Source organism: Thiomicrospira sp. (assembly GCF_014859555.1).
Classification (GTDB): Bacteria; Pseudomonadota; Gammaproteobacteria; order Thiomicrospirales; family Thiomicrospiraceae; genus Thiomicrospira.
Genome location: NZ_JACUTY010000041.1, coordinates 1 through 19287, shown reverse-complemented (window position 1 = coordinate 19287; position 19287 = coordinate 1). Strand labels below are relative to the sequence as shown.

At 46.9% G+C, this 19287-nt stretch carries 23 protein-coding genes; 17 read left to right on the top strand and 6 right to left on the bottom strand.

Annotated features, from left to right (window positions below; all coding sequences use genetic code 11):
• The 4 genes from IBX48_RS07505 to nudE form a co-directional block, all read right to left on the bottom strand.
• Positions 1 to 491 (bottom strand): transposase (locus tag IBX48_RS07505; RefSeq protein WP_296832583.1); only part of this gene is annotated, 491 nt, incomplete at its 3' end.
• Positions 492 to 565: 74 nt separating this feature from the next.
• Complete coding sequence (locus IBX48_RS07500; RefSeq protein WP_296832580.1) at positions 566 to 1000, bottom strand: outer membrane beta-barrel protein; 435 nt, start codon at positions 998 to 1000, stop codon at positions 566 to 568.
• 23 nt (positions 1001 to 1023) lie between these two features.
• A complete protein-coding gene (gene cysQ, locus IBX48_RS07495) occupies positions 1024 to 1848 on the bottom strand; it encodes a 3'(2'),5'-bisphosphate nucleotidase CysQ (RefSeq protein WP_296832577.1) in 825 nt (274 codons plus the stop codon).
• Positions 1845 to 2399 (bottom strand): ADP compounds hydrolase NudE, encoded by a 555-nt coding sequence (gene nudE / locus IBX48_RS07490; RefSeq protein ID WP_296832574.1) that lies wholly within the window; start codon positions 2397 to 2399, stop codon positions 1845 to 1847. The genes cysQ and nudE overlap by 4 nt, the downstream gene beginning before the upstream one ends.
• 97 nt (positions 2400 to 2496) lie before the next feature.
• Here nudE and yrfG point away from each other — a divergent pair, with 97 nt between their 5' ends.
• The 5 genes from yrfG (at position 2497) to IBX48_RS07465 (ending at position 6782) form a co-directional block, all read left to right on the top strand.
• Positions 2497 to 3177: a GMP/IMP nucleotidase gene (gene yrfG / locus IBX48_RS07485; RefSeq protein WP_296832572.1), complete on the top strand. Its 681-nt coding sequence runs from the start codon at positions 2497 to 2499 to the stop codon at positions 3175 to 3177.
• Entirely contained in the window at positions 3170 to 3709 is a 540-nt protein-coding gene (locus tag IBX48_RS07480) for a redoxin domain-containing protein (protein WP_296832568.1), read from the top strand. The genes yrfG and IBX48_RS07480 overlap by 8 nt, the downstream gene beginning before the upstream one ends.
• A gap of 1 nt (position 3710) precedes the next feature.
• Positions 3711 to 4406 carry a hypothetical protein gene (locus tag IBX48_RS07475; RefSeq protein WP_296832566.1) on the top strand — a complete coding sequence of 232 codons (696 nt, stop codon included), beginning with the start codon at positions 3711 to 3713 and terminating at the stop codon, positions 4404 to 4406.
• Between the two features lie 107 nt (positions 4407 to 4513).
• Positions 4514 to 6424 (top strand): ATP-binding cassette domain-containing protein, encoded by a 1911-nt coding sequence (locus IBX48_RS07470; protein ID WP_296832564.1) that lies wholly within the window; start codon positions 4514 to 4516, stop codon positions 6422 to 6424.
• A gap of 22 nt (positions 6425 to 6446) precedes the next feature.
• Complete coding sequence (locus tag IBX48_RS07465) at positions 6447 to 6782, top strand: hypothetical protein (protein ID WP_296832561.1); 336 nt, start codon at positions 6447 to 6449, stop codon at positions 6780 to 6782.
• Positions 6783 to 6821: 39 nt separating this feature from the next.
• On the opposite strand, the gene IBX48_RS07460 is transcribed toward IBX48_RS07465, so the two are convergent.
• Both IBX48_RS07460 and IBX48_RS07455 read right to left on the bottom strand, forming a co-directional pair.
• On the bottom strand, positions 6822 to 7106 hold the full coding sequence (locus IBX48_RS07460) for a hypothetical protein (protein ID WP_296832558.1): 285 nt from the start codon (positions 7104 to 7106) through the stop codon (positions 6822 to 6824).
• Positions 7107 to 7158: 52 nt separating this feature from the next.
• A complete protein-coding gene (locus tag IBX48_RS07455) occupies positions 7159 to 7677 on the bottom strand; it encodes an FxsA family protein (RefSeq protein WP_296832555.1) in 519 nt (172 codons plus the stop codon).
• A 245-nt stretch (positions 7678 to 7922) separates the two neighbouring features.
• On the opposite strand from IBX48_RS07455, the gene dsbD reads away from it, so the two are divergent.
• The 12 genes from dsbD (at position 7923) to IBX48_RS07395 (ending at position 19267) form a co-directional block, all read left to right on the top strand.
• Complete coding sequence (dsbD, locus tag IBX48_RS07450) at positions 7923 to 10145, top strand: protein-disulfide reductase DsbD (protein WP_296832553.1); 2223 nt, start codon at positions 7923 to 7925, stop codon at positions 10143 to 10145.
• Between the two features lie 210 nt (positions 10146 to 10355).
• Complete coding sequence (aroQ, locus tag IBX48_RS07445; RefSeq protein WP_296832550.1) at positions 10356 to 10793, top strand: type II 3-dehydroquinate dehydratase; 438 nt, start codon at positions 10356 to 10358, stop codon at positions 10791 to 10793.
• A gap of 30 nt (positions 10794 to 10823) precedes the next feature.
• Positions 10824 to 11288 (top strand): acetyl-CoA carboxylase biotin carboxyl carrier protein, encoded by a 465-nt coding sequence (gene accB, locus IBX48_RS07440; RefSeq protein WP_296832547.1) that lies wholly within the window; start codon positions 10824 to 10826, stop codon positions 11286 to 11288.
• Positions 11289 to 11303: 15 nt separating this feature from the next.
• Positions 11304 to 12650, top strand: a complete 1347-nt coding sequence (accC, locus tag IBX48_RS07435; protein WP_296832544.1) for an acetyl-CoA carboxylase biotin carboxylase subunit — start codon at positions 11304 to 11306, stop codon at positions 12648 to 12650.
• Positions 12651 to 13526: a 50S ribosomal protein L11 methyltransferase gene (gene prmA / locus IBX48_RS07430; RefSeq protein WP_296832541.1), complete on the top strand. Its 876-nt coding sequence runs from the start codon at positions 12651 to 12653 to the stop codon at positions 13524 to 13526. It begins immediately after the preceding gene.
• A gap of 34 nt (positions 13527 to 13560) precedes the next feature.
• Positions 13561 to 14526 carry a tRNA dihydrouridine synthase DusB gene (dusB, locus tag IBX48_RS07425; RefSeq protein WP_296832538.1) on the top strand — a complete coding sequence of 322 codons (966 nt, stop codon included), beginning with the start codon at positions 13561 to 13563 and terminating at the stop codon, positions 14524 to 14526.
• Between the two features lie 28 nt (positions 14527 to 14554).
• The gene (locus IBX48_RS07420; RefSeq protein ID WP_296832535.1) at positions 14555 to 14812 is read left to right on the top strand and encodes a helix-turn-helix domain-containing protein; all 258 of its coding nucleotides are present in this window, start codon (positions 14555 to 14557) and stop codon (positions 14810 to 14812) included.
• A 62-nt stretch (positions 14813 to 14874) separates the two neighbouring features.
• Positions 14875 to 16437 (top strand): bifunctional phosphoribosylaminoimidazolecarboxamide formyltransferase/IMP cyclohydrolase, encoded by a 1563-nt coding sequence (gene purH, locus IBX48_RS07415; RefSeq protein ID WP_296832532.1) that lies wholly within the window; start codon positions 14875 to 14877, stop codon positions 16435 to 16437.
• A gap of 200 nt (positions 16438 to 16637) precedes the next feature.
• Positions 16638 to 17924, top strand: coding sequence for a phosphoribosylamine--glycine ligase (purD, locus tag IBX48_RS07410; protein ID WP_296832530.1), 1287 nt, complete (start codon positions 16638 to 16640; stop codon positions 17922 to 17924).
• Positions 17925 to 18064: 140 nt separating this feature from the next.
• Positions 18065 to 18334, top strand: a complete 270-nt coding sequence (locus tag IBX48_RS07405; protein WP_296832528.1) for a late competence development ComFB family protein — start codon at positions 18065 to 18067, stop codon at positions 18332 to 18334.
• A 13-nt stretch (positions 18335 to 18347) separates the two neighbouring features.
• Positions 18348 to 18635 carry a late competence development ComFB family protein gene (locus IBX48_RS07400; RefSeq protein WP_296832525.1) on the top strand — a complete coding sequence of 96 codons (288 nt, stop codon included), beginning with the start codon at positions 18348 to 18350 and terminating at the stop codon, positions 18633 to 18635.
• Between the two features lie 86 nt (positions 18636 to 18721).
• Positions 18722 to 19267, top strand: coding sequence for a class I SAM-dependent methyltransferase (locus IBX48_RS07395; protein WP_296832523.1), 546 nt, complete (start codon positions 18722 to 18724; stop codon positions 19265 to 19267).
• The last annotated feature ends 20 nt before the right edge of the window (positions 19268 to 19287 follow it).

Here is a 19287-nt window from a genome sequence, read left to right as displayed (position 1 = left end):
GATCTTTTATCGATCAAACTAAAATCCGGTTCTGTATTTCCCCACTCTAGGTCATAAAACCCTTGTGCAACATGTTTATGAAAACTACTATATGGCCAATCTTTCACCCTATTTACGTAGCCATGTTTTAAAGGGTTGTAATGAATGTAGTCCAAATGACGGTTAAAATCCTGCTCATCTCGAATTGTGTGTTCCCAAAACCGGGGTTGCCAAACATTTTTTTCAATCCCGTTTTTAACATACCAAGTTTTTATTAAACGCCAACGCATTGAATAATCCGTATCGTTTTCAGGTAAGGTCCAAATTGCATGCAGATGGTCCGGCAACAACACAAACGCATCGATTTGAAAAGGGTGTTTGCTTTTTACTTGCCGAATAGCTTGACGTAATAAATTAATTGATATGGGATTATTAAACACAGAGCGACGCTGTGCTGTAACTAATGTAAAAAAGAAAGTACCCCCTAGATGCTTTACTCTGCGATATTGCATGTACGCTCCAATAGCGAGGTTCGGATAAACTTGTTGTTAGATTACGGCCTTTGGCCTAATCTAACCTACAAACTTTAATAAAAATAAAGCCAGCTAATCCCAATTGAATCACGTTTTAATTGATAGGTATTGTCAAAACTTTCGCGGCTTTGTAATGCTAAATAGCTGACTTCCAGCGCGTGTTTAGGCGCAAGCTTTAAGTTGGCCCCTACCCCATACATAAAACCATCATGGGTTTGCTTATTGACCTCCGACCTCACAACATTACCCGCCAGTTCACGCGTTTTATATTGGCTAAAGTTATACCCCAAAATAGCATGCACATTTGCGTTTTTCGCCCAATCTTGACCTTGTAGTTTAAACTTGAATAAACCACTGACATCATACAACTCATCGAACTGAATTTGGTTGGTGGTGTTTTTTTGGTCTAACTCAATGCGCTGATGATTCTTAGACAGCCTGAATTCCGCATCCACCCAAGACGAAACTTGCGTTCCCACTTTAAGCACCAGGCCTGGTGGTTTTCTTATGCTTATCCTGGAAAAGCCGGCCAGGCGAATTGTGGATCACCCACCACCATAAAATAAGGATTCAATAAGGATGGACTGGGTTGGTAACGTAAGTCGCGGCCTTGAGCATCCACGATGCGACCACCCGCTGATTCGACAATGACTTGGGACGCGGCGGTATCCCAGTGTGAGGTTGGGCCAAATCGGGGGTAAACATCGGCCACCCCTTCAGCCACCAAACAAGATTTTAACGCCGAACCCATGTGGACAGTTTCGCTCGCTGGCAAGGCGGCTTGAAAGGCTTTGACTTTAGTACCATGACGACGACTCACCGCCACTTTAATCGGTTCGCGAACTGGCAAACGCACTTGAATGGTCTGGGTTTTGTTTTGATAAACTTTGCTGGCGGCTTGGCCTTTTATCGCACAATAGGTCACATCCAACACTGGGCCGTAAACCACGCCTAACACCGGTTGTTGATTAACAATCAGTGCAATGTTCACACAGAACTCATCGGTTCGTTCAATAAACTCTTTGGTGCCATCGAGCGGATCCACCAACCAATAAACCGACCAGTTTTGACGTTCTGAAAAAAGCGTTGAATCGATATTTTCTTCGCTGACCACCGGAATATTTGGGGTCAGTTTAGTTAAGGCTAGACGAATTGACTCGTCGGCCATTTTATCCGCCAAGGTGACCGGCGAACCATCGGCTTTTTTTTCGATTTTACATTCTGGGCAACGGTAAATTTCTAAAATCAGCTTACCGGCATGGTGTGCCGCTTTACAGACTTCCGGCAACCAGGCCTGGTAGTCGTTTTTGCTCGGTATCGCGGCGCTTGGCGTCATGTTAAACGTCCTAATTTTTGCAGCATTAAAAATAACGCGGCATAGGCTCGGCCTTCACTAAAATCCGGGTCCAACAACAGTTTCGGCCAATCGTCTAACGGCCAGCTCACCACTTCGAGTGGCTCGGGTTCGTCGCCTTCCGCTGAATCTTCCACTAAACCGCGCGCCAAAACTAAGTGTGTATGGTGATCCATATAACCCGCCGCCAGCGTCACTTGATCTAAATAATCCAGCTGTCGTGGCCGAAAGCCAATTTCTTCGACACATTCACGGGTACTGGCTTCTAGCCAGGTTTCGCCCGGGTCAATTTTGCCTTTGGGAAACCCCAGTTCATAACGCCCCACCCCCGCGCTGTATTCGCGAATGAGCAACAAGGTATCGTCATCCAACATCGGCACAATTAATACTGCACCGTCTTGGTGGCCTAATAAACGTTCGTAATGCACCTGCACACCATTTGAAAACTCAAGGTGTTGGGCTTGCACAGTGAAGATTCGTGACTGTGTCACGATATTTTCAGCTAAAATGGAAGGTCTTTTTTTCGGATTCATGAACGAATCATACGTCATGGCCGCGATGGCTTCAACTTATAAGCCACTTAAAACTGACGGCAAACACTGGCCGACCAAAACAAGATAAGGAGCGATTATGTCAAACCTAGCGTGGGATGAAATCGACACAGTATTATTAGACATGGATGGCACATTACTCGACCTGCATTTTGATTGGTCGTTTTGGATGGATTATTTGCCAGAAGCTTATGCGCTGCACCATAACATTGGATTTGATGAAGCCAAAACACGGGTTCGAACCGCGATTCAACAACAAACCGGCACTTTAAATTGGTATTGTCTGGATTATTGGAGTGCGCAATTTGAGCTGTCGATTGCGGATTTAAAACGCGAAGTCAAACACTTGATTCGTGCGCACCCGGATGTCATGACTTTTTTAGCTCAGCTTCGACAGCTCGATAAAAAAGTGGTGATGGTGACCAATGCGCATCGCGACAGCTTGGCACTTAAATTAGAGATGACCCAAATTGCGCCCTATTTTGACCATTTAATTTCCGCACATGACTTTGGTACCCCCAAAGAAGATATTGCGATTTGGAATCATATCCAATCGGTTAGCCCCTATGATCCGGCGCGTACTTTATTAATTGACGACAATATTCGAGCATTAGAAACCGCCGAACACTATGGCATTGCGCATTTGTTGGCGGCGGTACATGTGAGTCCGCAAATGGATCGTATCGATCCGCAAGGTTATGAATACTTTGAGTTTTTTGCTGAAATTCTGCCGTTACGCCAAGGGGGTTTGCTTGAATAATCTACGTGATCGTCTAAAACAAGCTTGGCAAAACAAGTGGATTAATAATGGGATTTGGTTGATCGGCTTTTTTATAATCTATTTGATGATTCGGCCCTTTATGCAGGGTGATGTGGTGCGTGATGTCGCCCCGCCATTTCAAGCCACTAATCTACTGGGGGAGAATCTGAGTTTAAGCGACTTTGAAGGCGAAGCGGTGTTAATTCATTTTTGGGCAACCTGGTGCCCAATTTGTGAATTCTCGCGTGATGGCATTGAGGACTTGGCAAAAGATTATCATGTCATCAGTGTTGCAACTCAATCAGGCGACGATCAAACCCTGCTGGACTATACCGAACAACACAATATGAACCCGCGTTTAATTGTTAACGATGCCGATGGTTCACTATTCAAACTATACGGTGCGCGCGCCGTACCGGCGGATTTTATTGTTGATGCACAAGGTGAAATTGCATTTATTGAAGTCGGGCTTAGTTCTAGCTGGGGAATGCGTGCCCGTTTGTGGTGGGCAAATCGTCAAGGGGCTTTTTAGCTTGGCCAAGTTGTTTCGTTTTAAGCCCGCTAACCCGCCTACCAAACAGCGTTATGGTGGTGAAATTATTCACGCAGAACGCGATGAATACGGACTGATTCAGGTGATCGACAGTCAAATCTGTCGCAGTTTGCATTTTGACTCAGCGGTCAAGCAGAGTCGTTACTTTTTTCAAGCGCCACTCAATTTGGCGTTTGAATATCAGCAGGTTTTAGAACAAAAAATTGCCGACTTTTCTTACAAAAAGCCGCTGCGAAACCTTCTCATGCTGGGCGTGGGTGGCGGTTCACTCGCCAGCAAACTGTTTATTTCCGAACCCAAATTGCACATGACTTTGGTGGATTTGCGCCGAAGTGTGATTGATATCGCCCACGATTTTTTTCACCTACCGTTTCATGCCAATATTCAAACCACCGCGCTGGATGCGGCCGAGTTTATTCAACTCAACAACCAAGCTTACGATGTGATAGTGGTCGATATATTTAATGAAAACGGGATGCCGGACGCCTTTTGCCAACCGGCGTTTTTAAAGCAACTCGTGCAACAAACAAAAGCACCAGGCCTGGTGCTTTTTAATCTTTGGCAAAGCACGCCCGAACCGACTCTAAAAGTGATTCAGTTTTTTGAATCGCTAGGGCCGATTGAATTGTTCCCGATTAACTCCAGCAAAAACCTCATATTGCAGTTCCAGGTTTAAGCATCTTCAAACCCAACTTTGCTAATCCGACAATCCTTACGCGAATCTTGCTAAAATAGCCCCAATTATTTTTTCACGATATATTATTCGAGACCTTCTGACTCTGTATGGCTTTATTATTCTTACGCGATATTTCTTTAAGTTTTGGCGCCGCGCCTTTGCTCAACAAAATTCATTTCCAAGTTGAGCCGAATGAGCGGGTGTGTATTGTCGGGCGTAATGGCGAAGGCAAGTCCACCCTGCTTAAAATTATCGAAGGCATTCAGCCCGCCGATGAAGGCACGCGTATTGTGCAAGACGGTGTGCATATCGCCAAACTTCAACAAGAAGTGCCGCACGATGTCGAAGGCACGGTATTTGATGTGGTCGCACAAGGCTTAGGTGATATTGGCGAAGTATTAAAAGCCTATCACCACGCCGCTCAAGCCCTAGGTCATGAATTCACGGACGACGCGATGGATCGGTTGCAACAACTGCAACAAACCATCGAATCGCAAAACGGTTGGGAAATGAACCAACGTGTCGATACGATTTTATCCAAACTAGGTTTACCGTCCGATGACGAATTTTCATCGCTTTCAGGCGGCATGAAACGTCGTGTGTTATTAGCCCAAGCTTTGGTTCAAGAACCGGATGTGTTATTGCTCGACGAACCCACCAACCATTTAGATATTCCCTCGATTCAGTGGCTGGAAGGCTTTTTGAAAAACCTGCGTTGTGCGCTGATCTTTATTACGCACGACCGGGCATTTTTACAGGCCATCGCCACACGCATTGTCGAAGTTGATCGTGGTAACTTATCGAGCTGGGAATGCAATTACGTCACCTTTTTAGAACGCAAACAAGCCCATTTGGAAGCTGAAGCCCGCGCCAATGCCGAGTTTGATAAAAAACTCGCGCAAGAAGAAGTCTGGATTCGCCAAGGTATTAAAGCGCGTCGTGTGCGTAACGAAGGTCGGGTGCGGGCGTTGGAAAAGCTGCGTTTAGAACATCAAGCGCGTCGTAGCCAGCAAGGCACCGCCAATTTACAAGTTAACCTAGGTGAAAACTCAGGCAAAAAAGTTATCGAAATTAAAGACCTAAGCTTTGCTTGGCCGGATAAAACCATTGTAAAAGACTTCTCCTGCGTGATTATGCGCGGCGATAAGGTGGGGTTAATTGGCCCGAACGGCTGTGGTAAATCCACCTTATTAAAACTATTGCTGGGCAAACAACAACCCAATCAAGGTTCAGTTGAATTGGGTACGAATTTGCAAATCGCCTACTTTGATCAACATCGCGCCAAGTTGGACGAAAATCTATCGGTCGCCGAAAACGTGATTGATTCAAGCGACCATATTGAAATCAATGGCGTGCGTAAACACATTATTGGTTATTTAAGCGATTTCTTATTTGCACCGGATCGCGCACGTCAGCCAGTTAAATCTTTATCCGGTGGCGAACGCAATCGTTTGTTATTGGCACAGGTGTTTGCTAAACCTTCCAACCTGTTAATTTTGGATGAGCCCACCAACGACTTGGATGTCGAAACCCTAGAGTTGTTGGAGGATTTGTTAATGAATTATGCCGGCACGGTGTTAATTGTCAGCCACGATCGTGCTTTCTTAAACAACGTGGTCACCAGCTCGATTGTGTTTGATGCACCAGGCCTGGTGAATGAATATGTAGGCGGTTACGACGACTGGCTACGCCAGCGCCCAAGTTTGGATAATGCTAAAGCCAAACCAACTTCTAAGCCGGTTGCCACCGAAACTAAAACCGCGCAAGCCGCCGCAGAACCCGCCAAACCGACAAAAAAACTCAGCTATAAAGACCAGCGCGAATACGATGCCTTGCCCGCTAAAATTGAGGCACTTGAATCGGATTTAGAAGCGCTCGGCGCACAAATGGCAGATGCCGATTTTTATCAGCAAGAAGACGCTAAGGTTGAAGCCGTGTTGGCGCAACTTAATAACAAAGAAGCCGAACTCGAACAAGCGTTTGCTGATTGGGAGCGGTTAGAAAGCCAATTAAATTAAGGCTTATTAAATTGATAAATCTATGAAGATTGAACTGGATTTAAATGCCAAGCCAACCGATAGCGAAACTTTATGCCAACAACTGGCGCAAAGTTTGCGTGCTCGTTTAAGTGATATTGAAACGGAATTGATTACCGATTTATCGCATATCAGCCATTTCGCCAATTACACCGGCGACATGCAAATCGATTCGATTGAACACTTGGGTGAGCAACGTTATTTAATGCATTACAGTTTTGGCTGGCAAATTAACAACGCCTGCGCCGATCAACTCGACGAAGGCCGAATCAGCGAAAAGGTGCGTTTTGAATGGCAACCACCAGGCCTGGTGAGTTTTCGTATTTTAAAATTCGACTAGGCCAGCAACCCGGCAGATCAATACCCAATAGATCAATGTTTAGTCTGCATCCGACGTATCCTTCAAACTGACCGTTTGGTGCGGCGTTAGCCACAGCACTTGTTCACCAACCTGAATCTGCACTCTTTTATAATCCATATCCAGCACTTTAATGCCATCTTTTTCGCTATGACGTGTTAGAAACTGGCCATTAATGCGAACCCGCATTTGGCCATCGGTGCCCATTACCACCGACTCAATTTGAATGGTTTTAGTTGGCTCAGCCGCTTGAATATTAGTCCAACTCAAACCCAGCGTTAACGCTAAAATTAATAACGTTTTCATGCCCCGTCCATTTTAAGTTAAAAACAACTTAGCCCACTTGAGGGCATCTCGATTATCGCGTTGGACGATCGTCTCGATCGGATTTTTTGTCGTCCGACTCCAACACCTCACCTTCAATCACATTTGCATCATTTGACGATTCGTAATGCCGAACCTGGGTCGGTTCACCGTCTTTCACCGTCCATTCGGTGCGCACATAACTAAAGCCCTGCGGGTTACGCGCACGTTTGGCCAACCAGCGTTTGGCGAGGGCAACCCTGACCGGCGGTAGCAAAAACAAAAAACCTATAAAGTCGGTCACCAGGCCTGGTAGTAACAACATCGCGCCACCGATGAAAATCATCATACCTTCAATTACCTGTTGCTGCGGGGCTTCGCCTTTCGCCACCGCCATCTGAGCTTGCTGCACCACTTGAAGCCCTTGGTGTTTCATTAACAACCCCCCAACCAAAGCGGTCAGAATCGTCAATAAAATAGTCGGCAACGCACCGATTTGCGACCCCACTTCGATCAGTAAATACAACTCCAGCAAGGGGACAACAATAAACACCATAAAAAATACTTTAAACATAATTCACGCTCTAACCATAAATGAACTGGTTTTATGACATCATCGGCTGGTTTTTTCAAGTCAAAACTCAATATTAGCCTGGAATAATCCTTTTTTGTTTGCACAAACCCTCCACACTTTAAAACCATGCCCTGTCTATAATGGAGTCTGCTAAAATTAGCCTGCAAATATTGGCTTGGCCATTTTACGATTCGTCGACCGCCCCAACTTAATGGGTTAGCGTTTTAACACGATTGGAAATTACTATGAAAAAAACATGGCGTTCACTTATTCAAACCTGGCTTGTCGCCAGTTTATTGATGTTTTCAAGTCAGAGTTTTGCTGGCGATGATTTGCTAGAAGCCGACCAGGCCTTCCAGCTTCAAACCATCAAAGTGTCTGGTTCTGAGTTAACGGTCGGCTGGAAAATAGCCAAAGACTATTATATGTATCAGGAACGCATTAGCGTTGAATCGTCTGATATTGAATTATCCCAGCCCAAATTTCCAACGCCGGTTCGCAAAAACGATCCCTTATTTGGTCAAGTAGACGTTTATACCAAAGACTTTGAGATTCGGGTGCCTTATCAAGCCCAGACTACCCGCGCGCAAGTCACGGTTAAATACCAAGGCTGCTCAGAAAAATATGGCGTGTGTTACCCACCCCAAACCAAAACCGTGTCGGTTAATTTACCCGCTCAATCTTCAACATCTTCATCTGCTCTAACGCCCGTTAATTCATTAGCTGAGCTAAATAAGCTGTTAGCCTTTGGTTCGGATCAAGCTGATCAATTGCTCGATGTGGATCAGGCCTTTGCTTTCCAGGCTCAACCTGACGGCGAAGGTCATATCCTCGTCGACTTCCGTATTGCCGACGCTTACTACTTATACCGCGACAAAATTAAAGCTCGCATTGTTTCGGGCGAAGCACGTTTAGGCGAGATTCAAACCCCTGCTGGTAAAATGAAAGACGACCCAATTTTTGGACAGGTTGAAGTTTATTACGGCCAAGCCGAAGCGCGCTTGCCGTTGTATGATGTCAAAGGCCAGGTAACCGTCGAATTTGAATACCAAGGCTGTGCTGACGCGGGTGTATGTTATCCGCCACAAACCAAAACCGTACAAATTGATGCCGACAGTTTTGGCGTGGCGAGCCCGGTAGCCGCCCCAACCAGCATCGTTGATCGTGCGGACATGTCGGAATCGGATCGCATTACCGACACCCTAATGAACGCCAATCTTTGGATCGTAGTTTTAACCTTCTTTGTATTTGGTTTGTTACTTTCTTTCACGCCTTGCGTGTTCCCGATGATCCCCATTCTTTCGAGCATTATTGTCGGTCAAGGCGGTCAACAACTATCGACCAAACGTGCCTTCATTATGTCTTTGGTGTTCGTGTTGGCGATGGCGGTGGCTTATACCATTGCCGGCGTATTGGCTGGTATCTTTGGTGCAAACTTGCAAGTCGCTTTCCAAAATCCGTGGATTCTGGCGAGTTTTGCCGTGGTATTTGTGCTGTTAGCTTTATCCATGTTTGGATTTTATGAACTGCAATTACCGAGTGCGTTACAAAGCAAAATCACCAATATCTCAAACAAACAGCAAGGCGGTTCATTAACCGGTGTCGCCATTATGGGCTTCTTATCCGCCTTGATTGTTGGGCCATGTGTCGCGCCTCCTTTAGCGGGCGCGTTAATCTACATCGGTCAAACCGGCGATGCCTTTTTAGGCGGTTTAGCCTTGTTCGCCATGAGTATTGGTATGGGCGTACCTTTATTATTACTCGGCACCTCAGCCGGTAAATTATTGCCGCGCGCCGGCGCTTGGATGAACACGGTTAAAGCTGTGTTTGGTGTACTCCTATTAGCGGTCGCCTTGTGGTTAGCAGATCGCATTATGCCGGGTTGGTTAAGTCTATTGGCTTGGTCAGCGTTATTAATCGCTTCGGCCATTTATATGGGCGCATTGGAACCGACTGGCGACAAATCCGGCTGGCACAAGCTTTGGAAAGCCATGGGCTTAGGTATGTTGGTATACGGTATCGCTTTGATTATCGGTGTATCCGGCGGTTCGCGTGACCTGTTGCAACCGCTCAAAGTTTTCCAAGGCGGTGGTTCAGCGGCACAAGCCGAAGCCAAGCTAAACTTCGAGATGATCAACAGCTTCGACGAACTGCAAGCCCGCATTGGTCAAGGCGAGCCGGTAATGTTGGACTTTTACGCCGACTGGTGTGTGAGTTGTATTGAAATGGAACGCTTTACCTTTAGCGATCCAAAGGTACAAGCCGCCCTACAAGGTGTGACGCTACTAAAAGCGGATGTTACGGCCAACAATGATGACCACAAACGCTTAATGAGAGAGCTGGGCATAGTCGGCCCACCCGCTATCATTTTCTATAATGCTCAAGGCCAAGAGCAACGTGGTCAACGTGTGGTCGGTTTTCAAAATGCCGAGAAGTTTACCCAAACTATTGAATCGGCTTTAAAATAATTAAGTCGAACTTTTAGCTCAAACAGAACCACCAGGCCTGGTGGTTCTGTTCACTTTCTTAAGTTTTCTTCACTTTCTACTCAGTTCAACGCCTTTTAGCGCATTTCAAAACAAAAATAGCTCGTTTATTTTTAACCTGCATGGTTTTATGCTTTTTTTTCCAGTATAATTGCATTATTTACATTTTCCTTTCCATAGGTAACGTCTGTTATGTCAAGCATTTTGGTGATAAACGGCCCCAATTTAAACATGCTGGGACGCCGCGAGCCGCTTATTTACGGTCGTCAAACTCTCGCCGACATCATTGAAGAACTCGAAACCATTGCCGATGACTTTGCTGTGCGTTTATGGCACTTTCAATCGAATGCCGAGCACGAAATCATCGAACGCATCCATCAAGCCATGGATGACGGAACCGAATTTATCATTATTAATCCAGCCGCTTTCACCCACACCAGCGTAGCGATCCGTGATGCCATAGCCGCCGTTAATTTACCGTTTATTGAAGTGCATTTATCTAACGTGCACAAACGCGAAGACTTTCGTCAACACTCCTATTTTTCTGACCTTGCGGTTGGCGTGATCGCCGGTCTAGGCTCGGATGGCTACCGATTTGCGTTAGAAGCCGCAATTAAACACCTCGAATAATTTAACTAAAGAAACATAAAGGACACTCACATGGATATTCGCTCTATTCGCAAGCTGATCGAAATCGTTGAAGAATCAAACATTGCTGAAATTGAAATCAAAGAAGGCGAACACACGGTTCGCATCAGCCGCAATAAAGAACCCATTATTATGCAATCTGCGCCGATGCAACAGCACCATATGCAACAGCCGCCGATGCAAGCGCCTACTCCAGCCGCGGGTGCAGAAGCCGCACCGGCTCCTGCACCCGCGGCCGAAACAGGTCAAAAAATCACCTCGCCAATGGTCGGTACTTTCTATGCCGCGCCATCACCAGATGCGCCAGACTTTGCAAAAGTTGGTCAAAAAATAAACGTTGGCGACACGCTTTGCATTATCGAAGCGATGAAAATCATGAACCCAATCGAAGCCGAAGTATCAGGCACAATCAAGCAAGTCGTGGTTCAGAACGGCGAGCCTGTCGAGTTTGGTCAAACCCTGTTCATCATCGAATAATCTGCGGAGCGTTTCATGGAAAAATTGTTAATTGCGAACCGCGGCGAGATTGCCTTGCGTGTGTTACGTGCCTGTAAACAACTCGGCATTAAAACCGTTGCTGTGCATTCGACCGCCGATGCGAACCTTAAGCACGTGTTAATGGCTGACGAAACGGTTTGTATTGGCCCAGCACCTTCTAACCTAAGTTACTTAAACATTCCGGCGATTATTTCAGCGGCCGAAGTCACCGACTCTGAAGCGATTCACCCAGGTTACGGTTTTTTGTCTGAAAACGCCGACTTTGCCGATCGGGTGGAAGAAAGTGGCTTTATTTTTGTGGGCCCTAAAGGCGATACAATCCGCATGATGGGTGACAAGGTACAAGCGATTCGCGCGATGATGGCCGCCGGTGTTCCGACAGTCCCAGGTTCGGGCGGCCCATTGGGCGAAAACGGCGAAGAAAACATGAAGATGGCCAAAAAAATTGGTTATCCGGTCATCATCAAAGCTTCTGGCGGCGGCGGTGGGCGTGGTATGCGTGTGGTGCACACCGAAGGCAGTTTGCTTAAGTCAATCCAATTGACCAAGCAAGAAGCCGGTGCCGCATTTGGCAACCCGGAAGTTTACATGGAAAAATTCCTGGAAAACCCACGCCATATCGAAATTCAAATATTAGCCGATGGCCAAGGCAATGCGATTCATCTAGGTGAACGTGATTGTTCGATGCAACGCCGTCACCAAAAGGTGGTCGAAGAAGCGCCAGCACCGGGCATTACCCAAGAACAACGTGATCGGATTGGTGCGGTTTGTGCCAAGGCCTGTATTGATATTAATTATCGTGGCGCAGGCACATTTGAGTTCTTATATGAAAACGGCGAATTTTATTTCATCGAAATGAACACACGTCTTCAGGTTGAACACCCTGTCACCGAACAAGTCACGGGCGTTGACTTGGTAAAAGCTCAGATTGAAATCGCGATGGGTCGTCCTTTGTCGATTAAACAGTCGGATGTGAAAATCAGCGGGCATGCGATTGAATGTCGTATCAACGCGGAAAACCCATCGAAAAACTTTATGCCTTCACCGGGCAAAATCACGCGTTTACATTTACCGGGTGGCCCTGGGGTGCGGATTGATACTCACATTTACACCGAATATACGGTACCGCCGCATTACGATTCGATGATCGGCAAAGTCATCTGTTACGGTGCTGACCGCGATATCGCGATTGCACGTATGCACACCGCGCTTACTGAATTGGCGATCCGTGGGATTGATACTAATATTGATCTGCAAAAAGAGATTATGAGTGATCCAGGCTTCTGTGAAGGCGGTCGCAACATTCATTATCTTGAACACCGTTTAGAACATTTAATCTAAATGGCCTGGATACAAGTCAACACGATTGTTGAAGAAGCTTTAGCCGAACCGCTTTCCGATGCCTTTATGGACATCGGCGCGGTGTCGGTGACTTTCGCCGAAACCGGTGAACAAGAAATTTTCGAGCCCGAGATCGGCACCACGCCAATCTGGGATCAAACTCGCGTAATGGGGTTATTTGATGCGGAACTCGACACCGCCGCCCTTTTGCTCGCCCTCACCCAACTCATGCCGCAAATCGCCCCGAGCGCTTATCGCATTGAACAGATCGAAGACAAAGATTGGATTCGCGAATGGATGGATCAGTTCCAACCCATGCCGTTTGGCGACAACTTATGGATCGTACCAAGTTGGTTAGATGCGCCCGATCCAAATGCGGTTAATCTGCTGCTCGACCCCGGTATGGCGTTTGGTACCGGCACACATCCAACCACCGCCATGTGTTTGCGTTGGTTGGATCAAAACCCACCACTTAATCACAACGTGATTGATTATGGCTGCGGTTCGGGCATTTTAGCCATTGCCGCCGCCAAGCTCGGCGCGGCTCAGGTTAAAGGCACGGATATTGACCCTCAGGCGATCTTAGCCAGTCAAGATAATGCCGAGCGCAATCAAGTAAAAATTGAATTTGCGTTAGTAAAAGACTTTCAGGCCAAACCCGCGGATTGTTTAATCGCTAATATTTTAGCTGGCCCGTTAAAACAACTTGCGCCGGAATTTGATCGACTCGTGAAATCTGGTGGTCAATTAGTATTATCGGGGTTATTAGCCAATCAGGCCGAAGAACTGGTTAGCCATTATCGCCAATTTGGCTTTGAGTTAGACACCCTGCATACTCAAGACGAATGGGCTTTACTCGCGGGTCAAAAAGCCTAAAATAGTCGCTTCACAACCAGGCCTGGTGCTTTTAATGTCGTTGCAAATTGGACCTTATACCCTCCCCAATAATCTCGTGCTCGCCCCGATGGCGGGCATTACCGATTCGGTGTTTCGCCGCCTTTGTTACCAAAACGGCGCCGGTTACGCGGTGGGCGAAATGTTAAGTGCCCAAACCCACTTATGGGACTCCAAAAAATCCAGCACCCGGTTTGCTAACCTAGATGATCCCGAACCACGTTCGGTTCAATTACTCGGGATTGACCCGCAAGAACTCGCACAAGCGGCACGTTTGCAAGCCGAACAAGGCGCGCAAATTATCGACTTAAACATGGGTTGCCCAGCCAAAAAAGTCTGCAATATAGCCGCTGGTTCAGCTCTTTTAGCCTATCCTGATCGAGTTGAACAAATTTTTAAAGCCGTTACTGAAGCCGTTGATGTGCCCGTTACCGTCAAAATTCGCACCGGCACCGATCCGCACAATCGCAACGCGCTGCAGATTGCACAACTTGCCGAACAGTACGGCTTAGCCGCGATTACAATTCATGGCCGAACTCGTGTCGATAAATTTTTAGGCCAAGCAGAATACGACACCATAAAGCGCGTAAAACAGGCGGTATCAATGCCTGTGATTGCCAATGGTGATATTTGTGATGCCGAACAGGCGCAATTTGTATTAGAATACACTCTGGCCGATGGCATAATGATTGGTCGAGGTGCGTTGGGAAACCCCTGGATTTTCAACCAGATTGCGGCTTACTTGTCGAATAAACAAGGTTTCAGCCTCCCCGATGCATGGCAACGCTACCAAGTTATGCGCGCTCACCTAGAGGGGCTTTATCAGCTCTATGGTGAGCATCAAGGTGTGCGGATTGCGCGCAAACATCTTGGCTGGTATGCCCAACACATTGAACAAGGCGAGAGCTTACGTCGCCAGTTTAATCGTTTGCAAACCACCAGCGAACAAACCGCATTAATCCAACAATTTTTTGAAATCTGACGACTGTAAATAAAGACAATGTAACTTCATGAATTTGAATCCATCCACAACCTCATTAAGTGAACACCTAGTCCAAACACTGGATCACTACTTCAACACCCTTGAAGAAGAACAAGCGTGCAACCTGCACGAAATGGTGATTCAGCAAGTCGAAAAACCCCTAATTGAATATGTGCTTACCAAAGCCTGCGGCAACCAATCAAAAACCGCTTGTATTTTGGGCATCAACCGCAACACCCTGCGCAAGAAAATTCTGCAATACAACATTATGATTGATTCGGATTGAACCCTCGCAAAAACCCAAACAGCCTTTTTCTTTTTTAAAATTTGTTATTCCTGGAGATCGTTATGAAACCCGTGCGCCGTGCATTAATCAGTGTTTCTGATAAAACTGGCATTATTGAATTTGCCCAAACCCTGAATAAAATGGGGGTCGATATTCTATCGACCGGTGGCACATATAAAGCCCTATTAGAAGCCGGTCTAAAAGTCACCGAAGTATCGGACTACACCGGGTTTCCAGAAATGATGGATGGCCGGGTTAAAACCCTGCACCCGAAAGTACACGGTGGTTTATTAGGCCGTCGCGGCACCGATGATGCAATTATGGCCGAACACGGCATTAAACCGATTGATATGGTCGTCGTTAACCTATACCCGTTTGAAGCCACGGTAGCCAAAGCAGATTGCTCGTTAGAAGACGCGGTAGAAAATATCGACATCGGCGGACCAACCATGTTGCGTTCGGCGGCTAAAAACCATAAAGACGTGACCGTGGTCACCGACCCGAACGACTATGCGCGCATTCTAGAGGAGTTGCAAGCTAACAACGCACACCTTTCTCATGCCACGCGTTTTGATTTAGCGATTAAAACCTTTGAACAAACCGCACGTTATGATGGCGCGATTGCCAACTACTTCGGCACCATGTTCTCAAAAGATCAAACTGATCGTTTCCCACGCACCTTCAACACACAGTTCATCAAAAAACAGTCAATGCGTTATGGCGAAAATCCGCATCAAAAAGCCGCGTTTTACGTGGAACGCAATGCAACCGAAGCTTCGGTTTCAAGCGCCACACAGATTCAAGGTAAAGAATTGTCATTTAACAATATCGCCGATACCGATGCCGCTTTAGAATTGGTAAAAACCTTTGAACAAACCGCCTGTGTGATCGTCAAACACGCCAATCCTTGCGGTGTATCCATTGGTGCTAGCTTATTTGAAGCTTATGATCGTGCTTATAAAACCGACCCGACTTCAGCGTTTGGTGGCATTATTGCGTTTAACCGCGAACTCGATGCGCAAACCGCCCAAGCGATTGTCGATCGTCAGTTTGTTGAAGTCATTATCGCGCCCAGCATCAGCACCGAAGCCCAAGCGATTGTCGAAGCTAAGAAAAACGTCCGTCTATTAGCTTGTGGCGAACTGTCTGACCAACAAGCCGCTTACGACTATAAGCGTGTAACGGGTGGTTTATTAGTGCAAGACCGTGACTTGGGCATGATTAGCGAATCCGACTTAAAAGTCGTGACTAAAATCGCGCCGACTGCCGAGCAGATGCAAGATTTATTGTTTGCATGGAAAGTCGCTAAATACGTTAAATCTAACGCGATTGTGTATGTCAAAGACGGCATGACCATCGGCGTGGGTGCAGGCCAGATGAGCCGTGTTTACAGCGCGAAAATTGCGGGCATTAAAGCCGCAGATGAAGGTTTAGAAGTGAAAGGTTCAGTAATGGCGTCAGATGCCTTTTTCCCCTTCCGCGATGGCATTGATGCTGCCGCGGCGGCTGGCATTAAAGCCGTGATTCACCCAGGTGGTTCAATGCGCGACGAAGAAGTCATCGCCGCCGCCAACGAACACGGCATCGCGATGGTGTTCACAGGAATGAGACACTTCAAACATTAAAAAAAACCGCAGCCGCTTATTTACTCAATCTCGGCGTTGGACAAACGCTTCCGATGCTCACCTACTTTTAGTAGGCTGCGCTTCGGATCATTTCTCCGCCTTGATCTTGAGCAAAGCGCAAACTGCTCTACAGCATTAAATTTTGTTTTTCCTTCGTGTTCTTCGTGAACTTCGTGGTGAATCAAGTAAAGGAAGATTAAATGAAAGTTTTAATTATTGGCAATGGCGGGCGTGAGCATGCGTTGGCTTGGAAGACCTTGCAAGCGCCTAACGTTGAACAGGTGTTTGTCGCGCCGGGTAATGCGGGCACCGCGATTGAGCCAGGCTTAACCAATGTGGATATCGGTGTCACCGATCTACCAGGCCTGGTGGCGTTTGCAAAAGACAACGCGATTGACTTAACCATTGTTGGTCCAGAAGCACCGTTGGTGATTGGGGTGGTCGATGCCTTCCAAGCCGCCGGTTTAAAATGTTTTGGCCCCAGCAAAGGCGCGGCTCAGCTTGAAGGCTCCAAAGCCTTTAGCAAAGACTTTTTAGCCAAACACAACATCCCTACCGCCGAATACCAGGTGTTCACCGAAGTTGATCCCGCTTTGGCTTACATAACTGAAAAAGGCACGCCGATCGTCATCAAAGCCGACGGCTTAGCCGCCGGTAAAGGCGTGATTCTTGCGCAAACCAATGCCGAAGCCGAAGAAGCCGTACGCGATATGTTGGCCGGTAATAAGTTTGGTGCCGCGGGTTCACGAGTGGTGGTTGAAGAGTTTTTATATGGTGAAGAAGCCAGCTTTATCGTGATGGCCGATGGTGAACACGTATTGCCAATGGCCACGTCACAAGACCACAAAGCACGTGACGATGGTGATCAAGGCCCTAACACCGGCGGCATGGGGGCTTACACCCCGGCGCCAGTAGTCACGCCTGAGATTCACCAGCGTATTATGAATGAAGTAATTTATCCGACCATCAAAGGTATGGCGGCGGATGGCTTACCTTACACCGGCTTTTTATACGCCGGTGTGATGGTTGCGGCAGATGGCACACCTAAAGTGCTGGAATTTAACTGTCGATTTGGCGACCCAGAAACTCAGCCGATCATGATGCGTTTGCAATCCAACCTAGCCGATCTTTGCTTAGCTGCGTTAGATAAACGCCTGGATCAGGTGGAAGCCAAGTGGGATTCGCGCAGCGCATTAGGCGTGGTGTTAGCCGCGGGTGGTTATCCTGAAGACTACAACAAAGGTGATGTAATCTCAGGTTTAGATCAAGTGAATGCCGATGACTTAAAAGTCTTCCATGCAGGCACGTCGCTGAACGAGCAAAACCAAGTCGTCACCAATGGTGGCCGTGTATTATGCGTTACTGCGTTGGGCGACAATGTCACCGCGGCGCAAAAACGTGCTTACGAAGGTGTTAAACAAGTCAGTTGGACTGGCTGTTTTTCGCGTTCTGACATAGGTTATCGCGCGGTCGCTCGCGAGCAATAATCGTCTCACCTTTTATCAGGCTGGCTTGAATTCACTGAGTCAGTCTTGATTTTCTCACCTAATTAAAGCCTCCTAAATTAACCCCTATCAATATTCCCACTTATCGGTAAAATACTAAACGTATCCAACGGGAGAAACGGATGGCATTTGATTCAGTTCACAACTATTACGAAAAACTCGTGTTTGACGAAATCAACCAGTTTTACGCGAATGAGCAATTTAGTGAAGACGAACTCGAAGACATGGCCTGTTTAGCCCTCAATAAAATTCAACCTCGCTATATTCGACATAATGTCGACATGTGTTTTTTCATGACCGAAGACGACCGCATGAAAATTGTCGATGCGATTAAAGACGCCGTAGCTTACGCCCATCATAAGATCACAAGCCACCACAACCGCACAGCTTGACAAGGAGCGCATTATGGAACTGGACTCAATTCATAACTATTTCGAACGTTTAGTGTTTAACAAAATCAAAGAAAACTACGTCGGCAAAGAACTCAGTGAAGAACAGCTCACCGACATGGCGTGTTTGGCGTTAAATCAAATTCCACCGCGCTACATTCGCTACGATATCGATATGAGTTTTTTTATGACGCCCCAGCAACACCACGAAGTGGAGCAGAAAGTCGCGCTCGCCGTCGAAACCGCTTATCAAAAAATGCTTGATCTCGAAAAGCCTGAAATCGCGGCCACACTTCAAGATTAATGTCGGCCTGCCCACTTTGCGCGTCAAGCGATTATTATGATTTTAGCTGTCGAGCCAAGGCTTACTCTCGCTGTCAGACATGCGATTTGGTTTGGTTGCAACGCAACCAACTCCTAAGCGAAAGTGCTGAAAAAGCCATCTATGACACCCATCAAAACCAGTTAGACGACTCTGGTTATCGCCAGTTTCTCAGTCGCAGTTTAAATCAAGTGATCCAACGCATCACCCCACCCGCGCAAGGTTTAGATTTTGGTTGTGGCCCAGGCCCCGCGTTAATAAAAATGGCGCAAGAACTGGGCTATGACATGCAAGCTTATGACAAATTTTATGCCGATCAGCCAGCGGTGTTAAGCCAAAGCTACGACTTTATTACCTGTACCGAAGTCGTCGAACATTTAGCCGAACCGCTGCCGATTCTCGACCAACTCTGGTCCATCACCAGGCCTGGTGGTTTATTAGTGATCCAAACCAAGCGGGTATTAGATGATGCCCGTTTTTGCAATTGGCATTATCGCAACGACCCAACCCACATTAGTTTTTTTAGTGAAGCCAGTTTTTACTGGCTTGCCCAACGCTGGCAAAGCCAAATTGAATTTCCGCATAACGATGTTGTGGTCTTTAAAAAAGCCTAACCACCAGGCCTGGTGGTTAG